Origin of the sequence: Klebsiella sp. 141203, assembly GCF_032601985.1 — a bacterium.
Classification (GTDB): Bacteria; Pseudomonadota; Gammaproteobacteria; order Enterobacterales; family Enterobacteriaceae; genus Klebsiella; species Klebsiella aerogenes.
Genome location: NZ_JAQIRL010000001.1, coordinates 485,143 through 497,547, shown reverse-complemented (window position 1 = coordinate 497,547; position 12,405 = coordinate 485,143). Strand labels below are relative to the sequence as shown.

Sequence of the window (12,405 nt, the reverse complement as noted above, 5' to 3'; positions counted from 1 at the left end):
CTACAGCGAACCCAGCAGCGGCGTACGGGTGATATGCTCGTCGCCGCTGACGATTTTGCGCCCGCGAAGATGAATTTTGTCACCCTCCAGCGCTTCGATACAGGCGTTACCGCAGATTTCTACCTGATGTTCGATAATCACATCGCCACGAATCGTCGCATTTCCTTCGATGAGTATCTCGTCATCCAGCAGAATGGGCCCGCCGAGAAGATGGGCGTGCCCGCCGACCATGACGCGATGCTTTAACAGGCAGTTGCCTTCGACCACGGCGTTTTCACCCACTTGCGCACTATAGCGCAGAGTCGGGATTTGATCCTCGCCGCGCCCGGCAACCAGTCGCGCGCAATCGTAGACCCGGGCGTTGTCACATATCCATACATCGTTATCTTCATTACCTTCAATACGTGCGTTATCGAACACTTCGGCACGGTGTTCAACAAAAGCATGCTCAACTACGGCATCACCGTAGATTTGCGCCTGATGAACAATCCGTGAGGCGCTGACCGTGGCGCGCTGATAAATTTGCAGCACTTTGTCGGCATCAGAAGTCAGCCCCTGAGCGGCAATCACCAGACAATGGGGGAGAATACGCGCCTGGTCGGCGATTCGGCAGACACCACGGATTTGCGATTGCTTTATAGTGACGTTGTCACTTATCCTGGCGCCGTGACTTACCTCAACATTATCAAGCCAGGCGTTATCGCTAATCGTCGCCCCGTGGCTTATTACGCAGGTGCCGGTCAGACGGGCGTTGTCGTCAACGCGCGCGCCAGCAAAGACGACGCTATTGGCGTCATATATCCAGCAGTCGCCGCCCTGGCTTAAAGCGGCTTCATCATCGAGCCAGCCACCTTCGCTACCCGCCTTAACGTCCGAGAAATCAATCAGCGCCACGATTTGCCGCAGATTTACGCTATGTTTAATTCCGTCTACTTCGAAATGATACAGGCGGACGTGCTCACTCAGACGATATTTATTCATCAGTATTTCTCTTTACCGTTGGTTAACATAAACATAGCAAAAATCTCCGTAGCGCGTTTTATAAGGTTCCTTTAAAATGCAACTTAAAATTAAATTGAAAGTTTAAATAAAATGAATAAAAACGCAGTAAGCGACCGGGTGCTGAATCTACCGGCTGGCTATTTTGGTATGGTGCTGGGGATAATCGGCATGGGCTTCGCCTGGCGTTATGCCAGTACCATCTGGCCGGTGAGCAGTATTATTGGCGATGCGCTGGTGGTGCTGGCGACAACTATCTGGGCGCTATTAATGATAGCGTTTATTGCGCGGGCTATTCGTTTCCCGTGGAGCGTGCGGCAGGAGATCCGTCATCCGGTGGCCAGCAGTTTTGTCAGCCTGATCCCGGCAACAACGCTATTGGTGTCGATCGCTTTTGCAGGCTGGTATCGCCCGTTGTCGCTGGCGTTATTTGCTGCGGGGGTTACGCTGCAGCTTTGCTATGCGGCCTGGCAGAGCGCCGGGCTGTGGCGGGGTAAACATCCGGGAGAGGCGACGACGCCCGGTTTATATCTGCCGACTGTCGCCAACAATTTTATCAGCGCCATGGCCTGCGGCGCGCTGGGATTCAGCGATGCCGGACTGGTGTTTCTCGGCGCCGGCGTCTTCTCCTGGCTCAGCCTGGAGCCGGTAATCCTACAGCGTTTGCGCAGCAACGGCGAGCTACCGGCGGCATTGCGGACATCGTTGGGTATCCAGCTGGCGCCTGCTCTGGTGGCCTGTAGCGCGTGGCTCAGCGTCAATGGCGGCGACGGTGATACGTTTGCCAAAATGTTATTTGGTTACGGGCTGTTGCAGTTGCTATTTATGCTGCGCCTGATGCCGTGGTATCTGCAGCAGCCGTTTAATGCTTCATTCTGGAGCTTCTCGTTCGGGATTTCCGCACTGGCGACCACCGGCCTGCATCTGGGGCACGGTCAGCCGCACGGTTTTTTCCATACGCTGGCGATCCCCTTATTTATTTTTAGCAACCTGATTATCGGCCTGCTGCTGCTGCGTACCTTTCTTCTGCTGGTGCGGGGTAAACTGTTAATTCGCGTAGACCGTGCCACTTTATTGCCAAACAAGGATTAATCATGACGACTCGTGACGAAAACTACTTTACAGAAAAATATGGCCTCACGCGCACCCACTCAGAAGTGGTGTATGCCGCCTCGCTGATGCAGCCGGGCCAAACGCTTGACCTCGGCTGCGGCAATGGTCGCAACAGCCTGTATCTGGCGGCGAAAGGTTACAACGTCACCGCGTGGGATAAGAACCCCATGAGTATCGATAATCTGGAGACCATTCGTCAGGCAGAAGGGCTGGAAAACCTGCAGACGGCGATTAAGGATCTGAATACGCTGAGTTTTGATGACGAGTATGATTTTATTCTTTCTACCGTGGTGATGATGTTCCTGGAAGCCAAAACCATCCCTGGTCTTATCGCCAACATGCAGCGCTGCACGAAGCCTGGCGGCTATAACCTGATTGTGGCAGCCATGGATACCGAAGATTACCCTTGTACCGTGGGTTTCCCGTTCGCCTTCAAACCTGAAGAACTGCGCGACTATTATGCTGGCTGGCAGTTCCTCAAGTACAACGAAGATGTCGGCGAATTGCACCGCACCGACGCCAGCGGCAACCGCATCAAGCTACGCTTCGCCACGATGCTGGCGCGTAAACCGGCTTAATCCGCCGCCAGCAGGCACAGCTGCAGGGCGGTTAGATAGGAGGCCTCAAAGGCGCGCAGCGGCAAAAATTCGAATTTCGAATGGAAATTATGCGCGCCGGTGAAGAAGTTCGGCGTCAGCAGCCCCTTTGCCGATAACGCTGCGCCGTCGGTACCGCCGCGCATCGGCGTGGGTTTTGGCGTTATACCGAGGCTTTCCATCGCGGTGAACATCAGATCAATAGCCCGGCGGTCTTCGCCAATGGCGTTGCTGATATTGCTGTAAGTATCGCTTATCGTGAATTCAACCCTGGCAGTGGGGTACTGGGCGGCGATTTTCTCTGCCACTTCGCCAATCTGTTGTTTGCGTCGGTTAAAGCTGTCCAGATCGAAATCGCGAATATTAGCCTGCAAGCGCGTGCTGTTCTGATCGCCATGAATACCATTAAACCACACGTAGCCTTCGCGCCCGGCGGTGTGCTCCGGCGTCTGCCGGCGGTCGAAATGGCTCATAAAGTCGGTAGCCATTAACAGCGGGTTAACTAATACGCCTTTGGCGGACATTGGGTGCGCCGTGACGCCGGTAAACCGTATCTCCGCGGAGGCTGCGTTGAAGTTTTCATAAACGATCTCGCCCAGTTCGCAGCAGTCGATGGTCCAGGCAAAATCGACGGCAAAACGCGAGAGATCCAGCGCTTTTGCCCCGCGAAGACCCACTTCTTCATCCGGGACGAACGCCACGACGATATCGCCATGCTTATGTTCGGCGGTCAGGTTTTCCAGCAGAGTCATGACAACGGTCACCGCTGCTTTGTTATCGGCGCCCAGTACGCTGGTGCCGTCGCTGAAAATAATCTCTTCATCACGGTAGGCCAGAATTTCCGGATGCTCGTCAACCCGCAGCCAGATTTGCTGTTCCGGGTTAAGGCAGAGATCTTCGCCAGTAAATCGCAGGATTTGTGGATGAATATCCGGCGACAGTCCGACATCAACGGTATCAATATGCGTGATAAAGCCGATCCGCGGCGCACCGGGGACGGTGCCTTTTTTAACCGCCGTCACGGTCGCGTGCTCGTCGACAACGATATCGTCAAGGCCAAACTGACGTAGCTCGTCGGCTAACGCCTGCGCCATCTGATGTTGTCCGGGCGTCGTGGGTAACGTGGTTGCTCGTGGATCGCTTTGGCTGGTGATAGCCAGATAGCGAAAGAAGCGCTGGGTTAATTGTCTGGTTAAGGGCGAGGCCATAGTGTTTCCTTCTTAATTTATTATTTCGGGTGTTTGCAATCTGGCTTTAGTGTTATCTATGGGCAATAAAACAAAAAGCTATTCATTAGTCAAAAAATGAAAAGGGAAACGCATGCAACGCACATTTACTTCAATAGCTCTGACGATAGCGGCATTAGCGGTGAGTTCCGCTGTGAATGCGAAAACACTGGTTTATTGCTCTGAAGGCTCGCCGGAAAACTTTAATCCGCAGCTTTATACTTCCGGGACCAGCGTCGATGCCAGCGCGATACCGATATATAACCGGCTGGTGGACTTTAAAGTTGGCACCACGGAATTGCAGCCCAGCCTGGCGGAAAGCTGGGAGGTGAGCGACGATGGCAAAGTTTATACTTTCCACTTACGCAAGGGCGTTAAATTCCAAAGTAATAAGTATTTTAAACCGACCCGTGATTTTAATGCCGATGACGTTATTTTTTCCTTTATGCGGCAAAAGGATCCGAATAACCCTTATCATAACGTCTCTAATGGCAACTACTCCAATTTTGAAAGCCTGGAGTTTGGTTCGTTAATTACCGCAATTGATAAACCGGATGAATATACGGTGCGTTTTACCCTCGCGCACCCCGAGGCGCCTTTTGTCGCTGATCTCGGCTGGTATTTTGCTTCAATCCTCTCTGCGGAATATGCCGATGCGATGCTGAAAGCCGGAACCCCGCAGCGCGTTGATATGGATCCCATCGGTACCGGGCCATTTAAGCTGGCGCAATACCAAAAAGATTCGCGGATTTTGTTTACCGCATTCCCTGATTACTGGCAGGGAAAAGCGAAAATCGATCGTCTAGTATTTAGTATTACGCCTGATGCCTCGGTGCGTTACGCTAAACTCGAGAAAAATGAGTGTCAGGTCATGCCATTCCCTAATCCCGCCGATTTACCGCGGATGAAAGAGAATCCGCAGATCAATCTGATGAGCAAAGCCGGGCTTAATACCGGGTTCCTTGCCTTCAACACGCAGAAAGCGCCGCTGGATAACGTTAAGGTACGCCAGGCATTGGCTATGGCTATCAACAAACCGGCAATTATTGACGCGGTGTTCCACGGCACTGGTACGGTAGCGAAAAATCTGCTGCCGCCTGGCGTCTGGAGTGCAGATGCCGACCTGCAGGACTACAGTTGGGATCTGGAAAAAGCCAAAGTGCTGCTGCGTGAATCCGGCGTGAAGGGTCCCATCACCATCGACCTGTGGGCGATGCCGGTTCAGCGTCCCTATAACCCGAATGCGAAACGGATGGCGGAAATGATCCAGGCCGACTGGGCTAAAATCGGCGTGCAGACCAAAATCACCACCTATGAATGGGGCGAATACCTTAAGCGGGTGAAAGACGGCGAGCATCAGGCGGCGTTGATGGGCTGGACCACCGCGACCGGCGACCCGGATAACTTCTTTGGCCCATTATTTACCTGCCAGTCGGCCAACGGCGGTTCTAATTCGGCGAAATGGTGTTACGCGCCGTTTGATAAAATTATCGCCGAAGCCAAAACCATCACCGACAGGCCACAACGAGAAGCTTTGTATAAACAGGCGCAGCAGATGATGCACGATCAAATGCCGGCCGTGATGATTGCGCACTCAACTATTTTTGAGCCGGTAAGTAAATCGGTGACCGGGTATGAAATCGACCCGTTTGGTAAACATCTTTTTTATCAAGTGGACGTAAAATAAACACCATAAATAAATCCGCCGCATTGGCGGATTTATTTTTTGCAAGGAGTTGACGGACCACCTTTTTTGTCACAAAACTTAGCGTGGGAATTTGTTATAAATCTTGCCGACAAACTGCATTTACAGGGATCATCCATGCGTACGAAAACGTTATTTAAAGTAGCCGCTCTGGCCGGGCTACTGGCATTAACCGGTTGTGCATCCAAACTGGCGCAACCGAATCAGTATTCCGGGTTCTTAAAAGATTACTCTAAGTTAAAAGAGACTACCTCGGCTTCCGGCAAACCAGAGCTGCGCTGGATCTCCCCGGACTACAATCCGAGCAATTACGACAATGTTGTCTACCGTCCAATCACCTACTACCCGGTGCCGAAACCAACGACTCAGGTAGGGGAGAAAGCGCTGCAGGACATCCTCAATTACACCAACAAGCAGATGAAACAGGCCATCAGCGAACGTAAACCGTTGGCGACTACGGCTGGCCCGCGCAGCCTGATTTTCCGCGGCGCAATCACCGGTGTTGATACCAGTAAAGAAGGTCTGCAGTTCTATGAAGTGATCCCGGTGGCGATGATTGTCGCGGGTACCCAGGCGGCAACCGGCCATCGCACGATGGACACGAATCTCTACTTCGAAGGCGAACTGATCGACGCGAAGACCAATAAACCGGTTATTAAAGTTGTACGTAAGGGCGAAGGCAAAACGCTGTCTAATGAGAGCACGCCGCTGACCGCTGATACGTTGAAACAGGTGATTGATGATATGGCGATCGACGCGGTGAAATTCGATCCGTCACAGAAGTAATTGATGCGTTAAGCCCGTCTGGCGCGATGCCTGACGGGCTTATTATTAGGCCAGCCGGCGGCGCAAAAACAGCTGTTCGGGGCGGGCGAACATCACCAGATTTCCTACCAGTATTAACGCCAGACCTAGCACCGCATTGCTATGCCAGACGTAACCTTCGTAGAAGGTGGAGATAGTTAATGCCACCAGCGGGAAAAGCAGCGTGCTATAGGCCGCTTTGCTGGCCCCGATACGGCCTACCAGAGTGAAATAAGCGCCGAACGCGATAACCGAACCGAACAACGCCAGATACAGCAGGGCGCCCATATAACTCCATGTCCACTGTGGCGTAAAATTATCGCCGCGCAGCAGCGCGATCGCCCCCATCACCAGGGTGCCGTAAAACATGGCCCAACTATTGGTGGTTAATGTCTCAAGCCCGCGGCGCTGGTGGCGAATACTCAACATGTTGCCTAATGAAAAACCGTACGTTCCCAGGGCGCTCAGGCCAATTCCCCACAGCAGCGACGCGTTTAGACCATTGGCGAGGAGATCGTCCCAGAAAAGGGTGACAATTCCTGCGAGCCCCAGTGCCGCAGCCAGCCAAAAGCGCCCCGGTGGCTGCTGGCGGAAGAAAATAAAACTATTGATCGCGTTAAATAATACCGCCATCGAAAAGATCACCGACTCAAGGCCGGTATTGATATGCGCCGCGGCGGTATAAAAACACCAGAAGTTAAAGCAAAAGACGCAGCAGCCTTGCAGCATGCAAAACAGATGATCGCGCATCGCCAGCGGGCGCAGGCGGCGGGTAATCAGCAAAATTGTCAGCATAGTGACGCTGGCGACGGCAAAGCGCCAGAAAATCGATACCGGCGCGGCGACGGGCCCTTGTTGTAAAAAGATAGCAATCCATGTGGTACCCCAGATAACCACCACCAGCCCGTAGAGTAATGCGTTCAAAATGTCTCTCCTTTAATATGCCTGGCGTAAGTGTGCGATTTTTCCTGGCAAAGCGCTGTCACCGTTTTGTTGCTGACTTGCAAAATCTTGCGCTTATTTTTCACAAGCTCATGGTCAATGCTGGTAAGCGGTGATGACAATTCATAGACTAGAGGTCTGCGGATTAAAAACGATGTGAAGGCTATGGCATACGGGACGTTCGAAACATTACAACAACAGAATGCGGTGCTGCGGGGGACCGTAGAACTCAATTCCGGGATCCAGCTTGCCGCGTGGTACAACGACCTTGACCGGATCACGGTGCGCAGCGACCACCACACGTTGAGCCTGTATATTGCCGATGGTTACGAAAGCTACCAAAAAACGCCCTACGGCTGGAGGAACGGCGGCGGGCCGGATCGTTTTTGTCTGATGCCAAAGGGGGACGAAAGCACCTGGGATATTCGCGGCGATCTTTCGTTCGTTCATCTCTATTGCACCGATGAGCACCTACGCCGCGTCGGCGAGCAAATTTGGGACCGCAGCCCGGCGTCTTTCACCTTGCAGGAAAAAACCTTCGCCAGCGATGACAAAATTACCGCGGTTTATCGTCAGTTTCTGCTCGATAACGACTGGCGCCAGCAGGCTAATCAATTACTGTTAAGCTCGGCCAGTACGCTGCTGTTAACGCATCTGATTCAAAACTATTCGAACGTCCAGTGGCGCCTGCCGACGGTTACCGGCGGCCTGGCGCCGCATCTGTTGCGTAATCTGTTGGCGTGGATTGAGGAGCACCTCGAGCAGCCGCTAACGCTCGCCGACCTTGCCGCCCAGGCTTCGCTTAGCGAATACCATTTTGCGCGGATGTTCCGCCAGTCAATGAATATGGCGCCGCATCAGTATGTGATGCAGCGGCGGATGATCAAGGCGCAACATCTGATTTGCCACACCCAACGGCCGTTGACCGAGATAGCGCTGGCCTGCGGGTTTAGCTCCGCCAGCCATTTTAGCCACCGGGTAAAAAGCGCCACGGGTCTTACGCCAAGCCAGCTACGCGCGGCGCAGCGCGGTTAATAGCGCATAGCTGATACCGCCGAGGACCAGCCCCCAAAAGGCCGAGCCGACTCCTGCAAGGGTAACGCCGCTGGCGGTGACTAAAAAGGTTACGACTGCGGCATCGCGTTCGCTCTCATGCCCCAGCGCCTGATAGAGGCTGCCGCTAATGGTTCCTAACAATGCCAGCCCCGCCAGCATTTGGATCCACACCGGCGGTAGCGCCGCCATTAGCGCGGTTATCGAACCGCCAAATAGCCCCGCCAACAGATAAAACACACCGGCCGCCGCTGCGGCGAGCCAGCGCTTATCCGCATCCGGATGCGCATCCGGGCTTTGGCAGATGGCGGCGGTAATGGCGGCGATGCACACGGAATAGACGCCAAATGGTGAGAATAGCAGCGCCAGCGCGCCGGTAAATACGATTAGCGGCGAGACCGGAACCCGATATCCTGATGCCTGAATGGTCGCCAGGCCGGGCGCGTTCTGTGACGCCATGGTGACAAGGAAAAACGGTACACCGACGCTGAGCAGTAGCGAAGGGGTGAACTGCGGCGTAATCCACTGCGGAGCAACAAAAACCATATCGTTTGCCACTGGCGACAGCGAGCCGGTTAGTAGGGCGATGATCCCGCCCGCCGCTAACGCCGCAACGACCGCAAAACGTGGGTAAAGCGCTTTGCATAACAGCCAGGCGGCGAACATCCCGCCGCATAGCGGGAGATTATCCTGCAAACTGCCAAATGCCTGCAGACCAAAACGCAGTAGGATCCCCGCCAGCATTGCCGCCGCCAGCGAATGCGGAATGATTTTCATGAGGCGGGCAAACAGTCCCGTCACGCCGCATAGCAGAATCAGGGCGTTGGCGAAAACAAATATTCCCACCGCCTGCGCCAGCGTCGCTCCCTGTAATCCACTGACCAGTAAAGCCGCGCCTGGAGTTGACCATGCGGTGAGAATGGGGACTTTCCGCCATAGCGTTAATACCAGCGTGCTGACGCCCATCGCCAGGCCAAGGGCGGTCATCCAGCCAGCTATTTGTCCGGCGTCGGCGCCAGCGGCGGCGGCCGCTTGCCAGATGATGGCGGCGGAGCTGGCGTAGCCTACCAGCACGGCGACAAATCCCGCGAGCAGCGTGGGGATGGGAAGGGTAAAGGAGCGCATGAACACCTCTTGTGCGTTATAACATACGACGAAGGTAGCATTGTGCGTTATAGCGTACAACTGGTAATATCATGAAAATGACGAGGAGCCCCCAATGAATATTGCCCAACATCTGGCATTGACGCTGAAAAGCCTGCGTCAGCAGCGCGGCTGGAGTTTGTCGCGGCTGGCGGAAGAAACCGGAGTATCAAAGGCGATGCTCGGGCAAATCGAACGTAATGAATCGAGCCCAACGGTCGCGACATTGTGGAAGATAGCCACCGGCCTCAATGTGGCGTTTTCGACGTTCATCGTTGCCGATGAGACGGCTGCGCCCGCCGCCTTCGACCCGCAGCAACAGGCGATGGTGGTGACGCCCATCTTCCCATGGGATCCTGAACTGCGTTTTGACCATTTTTCGATTACCCTCGCCCCCGGCGCACTGAGCGAATCGACGCCGCATGAGACCGGCGTCATTGAACATGTCGTGGTCATTAGCGGTACGCTGGATTTATGTCTGCAGGGGCAGTGGCATTCATTGCAGGCGGGAGAAGGGCGGCGCTTTGCCGGCGACCTGACGCACGCTTACCGCAATAGCGGCGCGCAGACGGCGCACTTTCATTCACTGATTCATTATCCAAAAGAAAAAGCCGCGGATTAATCCGCGGCCAATCAAGATGACTGAGACTAAAATTCACAACGTGACGAGGAAAATCCGGAATACGCAGCCACTGTAACCTTGCCGGGTTTTCATGAGAAATAGCTTTTTCTTCAATGCTTTGCCGATTTCTGCAAATTCGCTGTGTGGGCGCGGCGGAAAATGTTTTCGTCTACGCCCAGTTCTGACTACAATAGCCGCCATTTCGACCCCCTATAACGGATAACGACGAGCGTATGCGCCTGCAAAACCATCATCTTGAACTTCTTAGTCCTGCCCGCGATGCCGGGATCGCCCGTGAAGCGATTTTACACGGCGCCGACGCGGTCTATATCGGCGGGCCGGGCTTCGGCGCGCGGCATAATGCCAGCAATAGCCTGAGCGATATCGCCAACCTGGTGCCGTTTGCGCATCGCTTTGGCGCGAAGGTGTTTGTGACGCTGAATACCATTCTTCATGATGATGAACTGGAACCCGCGCAACGGCTGATTACCGATCTGTACGAGACCGGCGTTGATGCATTGATCGTGCAGGATATGGGGATTATGGAGCTGGATCTGCCGCCGATTGAGCTGCACGCGAGCACCCAGTGCGATATTCGCAGCGTCGAGAAGGCTAAGTTTCTCTCTGATGCAGGCTTCAGCCAGATTGTTCTGGCCCGCGAACTCAACCTCGATCAAATTAAAGCGATCTATGATAATACCGACGCGACTATCGAGTTCTTTATTCACGGCGCCTTATGCGTAGCCTATTCCGGTCAGTGCTATATTTCTCATGCACAAACCGGACGTAGCGCCAACCGCGGCGACTGCTCTCAGGCTTGCCGCCTGCCTTACACCCTGAAAGACGATCAGGGGCGCGTCGTGGCCTATGAAAAACATCTGTTGTCGATGAAAGATAACGATCAGACCGCCAACCTGGCGGCATTGATCGACGCCGGCGTGCGCTCCTTTAAGATTGAAGGGCGTTATAAGGATATGAGTTATGTGAAAAATATCACCGCTCACTATCGTCAGATGCTGGATCGTATTATTGAAGACCGCGGCGATCTCGCGCGTTCTTCCGCCGGGCGCACCGAACACTTCTTCGTGCCGTCGACCGATAAAACGTTCCATCGCGGCAGCACCGACTATTTTGTTAACGCGCGTAAGGGCGATATCGGCGCGTTTGATTCGCCGAAATTTATCGGCCTGCCGGTAGGCGAAGTATTAAAAGTCGGAAAAGATTATCTCGATGTCGAAGTGACCGACGCGTTGACTAACGGCGACGGTCTGAATGTGATGATCAAACGTGAAGTTGTCGGCTTCCGCGCCAATACGGTGGAGAAAACGGGGGAAAATCGTTATCGCGTCTGGCCAAACGAAATGCCGGCAGACCTGCATAAAGTGCGTCCGCACGAGGCGCTTAATCGTAACCTCGATCATAACTGGCAGCAGGCGCTACTGAAAACTTCCAGCGAGCGCCGCATTGCGGTTGATATCGCGCTGAGCGGCTGGCAGGAACAGCTGGTGCTGACCATGACCTGCGAAGACGGCGTCAGCGTCACGCATACGCTGGATGGCGAATTCGCCGAAGCGACCCAGGCGGAAAAAGCGCTGGCCAATTTACGAGATGGCGTGGCGAAGCTCGGCCAGACCATTTACTACCCGCGTGATGTGCAGATTAATCTACCGGCGCTGTTTGTTCCGAACAGTATGCTTAACCAACTGCGCCGTGAAACCGCAGAGATGCTCGATCGGGCGCGCCTCGATGCCTGGCAGCGCGGAACGCGTAAACCGGTCTCCGTACCACCGCCGGTGTATCCGGAAACGCATCTGTCGTTCCTGGCGAACGTTTATAACCACAAAGCGCGCGCTTTCTACCAGCGCTATGGCGTTCAACTGATCGATGCGGCGTATGAAGCTCATGAAGAGAAAGGCGACGTGCCGGTGATGATCACCAAGCACTGCCTGCGATTCGCCTTCAACCTGTGTCCGAAGCAGGCCAAAGGTTCGATAAAGAGCTGGAAGGCGACGCCGATGCAGCTGATCCATGGTGACGAAGTGTTAACGCTGAAATTTGATTGCCGTCCATGCGAAATGCACGTGGTGGGTAAAATCAAAAATCACATCCTCAAGATGCCGCATCCGGGCAGTATCGTCGCCTCCGTCAGTCCTGACGAGCTGATGAAAACGTTGCCCAAGCGTAAAGGCGCGTAAGGGCCGT

At 54.2% G+C, this 12,405-nt stretch carries 11 protein-coding genes; 7 read left to right on the top strand and 4 right to left on the bottom strand.

Annotated features, from left to right (window positions below):
- Complete coding sequence (ydcK, locus tag PGR29_RS02495) at positions 1–981, bottom strand: YdcK family protein (protein WP_316423990.1); 981 nt, start codon at positions 979–981, stop codon at positions 1–3.
- Between the two features lie 111 nt (positions 982–1,092).
- On the opposite strand from ydcK, the gene tehA reads away from it, so the two are divergent.
- Positions 1,093–2,091 (top strand): dicarboxylate transporter/tellurite-resistance protein TehA, encoded by a 999-nt coding sequence (gene tehA, locus PGR29_RS02490; RefSeq protein WP_316423989.1) that lies wholly within the window; start codon positions 1,093–1,095, stop codon positions 2,089–2,091.
- Positions 2,092–2,093: 2 nt separating this feature from the next.
- Positions 2,094–2,690, top strand: a complete 597-nt coding sequence (gene tehB, locus PGR29_RS02485) for a tellurite resistance methyltransferase TehB (RefSeq protein WP_087859516.1) — start codon at positions 2,094–2,096, stop codon at positions 2,688–2,690.
- Here tehB and pepT read toward each other — a convergent pair.
- Positions 2,687–3,916: a peptidase T gene (pepT, locus tag PGR29_RS02480; RefSeq protein WP_271032629.1), complete on the bottom strand. Its 1,230-nt coding sequence runs from the start codon at positions 3,914–3,916 to the stop codon at positions 2,687–2,689. The two genes, tehB and pepT, sit on opposite strands and share 4 nt — an antisense overlap.
- A gap of 112 nt (positions 3,917–4,028) precedes the next feature.
- On the opposite strand from pepT, the gene PGR29_RS02475 reads away from it, so the two are divergent.
- Positions 4,029–5,621 carry an ABC transporter substrate-binding protein gene (locus tag PGR29_RS02475; RefSeq protein ID WP_316423988.1) on the top strand — a complete coding sequence of 531 codons (1,593 nt, stop codon included), beginning with the start codon at positions 4,029–4,031 and terminating at the stop codon, positions 5,619–5,621.
- A 135-nt stretch (positions 5,622–5,756) separates the two neighbouring features.
- Positions 5,757–6,425 carry a DUF3313 domain-containing protein gene (locus tag PGR29_RS02470; RefSeq protein WP_087859521.1) on the top strand — a complete coding sequence of 223 codons (669 nt, stop codon included), beginning with the start codon at positions 5,757–5,759 and terminating at the stop codon, positions 6,423–6,425.
- 45 nt (positions 6,426–6,470) lie between these two features.
- Here PGR29_RS02470 and PGR29_RS02465 read toward each other — a convergent pair whose 3' ends face one another.
- On the bottom strand, positions 6,471–7,367 hold the full coding sequence (locus tag PGR29_RS02465) for a DMT family transporter (protein ID WP_316423987.1): 897 nt from the start codon (positions 7,365–7,367) through the stop codon (positions 6,471–6,473).
- 183 nt (positions 7,368–7,550) lie between these two features.
- Here PGR29_RS02465 and PGR29_RS02460 point away from each other — a divergent pair, with 183 nt between their 5' ends.
- Positions 7,551–8,420 carry a helix-turn-helix domain-containing protein gene (locus tag PGR29_RS02460; protein WP_087859524.1) on the top strand — a complete coding sequence of 290 codons (870 nt, stop codon included), beginning with the start codon at positions 7,551–7,553 and terminating at the stop codon, positions 8,418–8,420.
- On the opposite strand, the gene PGR29_RS02455 is transcribed toward PGR29_RS02460, so the two are convergent.
- Entirely contained in the window at positions 8,397–9,569 is a 1,173-nt protein-coding gene (locus PGR29_RS02455; RefSeq protein ID WP_316423986.1) for a benzoate/H(+) symporter BenE family transporter, read from the bottom strand. The genes PGR29_RS02460 and PGR29_RS02455 overlap by 24 nt on opposite strands.
- 88 nt (positions 9,570–9,657) lie before the next feature.
- Here PGR29_RS02455 and PGR29_RS02450 point away from each other — a divergent pair, with 88 nt between their 5' ends.
- Together PGR29_RS02450 and PGR29_RS02445 are read left to right on the top strand one after the other, a co-directional pair.
- Positions 9,658–10,203 carry a helix-turn-helix domain-containing protein gene (locus tag PGR29_RS02450; protein WP_316423985.1) on the top strand — a complete coding sequence of 182 codons (546 nt, stop codon included), beginning with the start codon at positions 9,658–9,660 and terminating at the stop codon, positions 10,201–10,203.
- A 233-nt stretch (positions 10,204–10,436) separates the two neighbouring features.
- Positions 10,437–12,398, top strand: coding sequence for a peptidase U32 family protein (locus tag PGR29_RS02445; protein ID WP_113373268.1), 1,962 nt, complete (start codon positions 10,437–10,439; stop codon positions 12,396–12,398).
- Positions 12,399–12,405 lie beyond the last annotated feature (7 nt).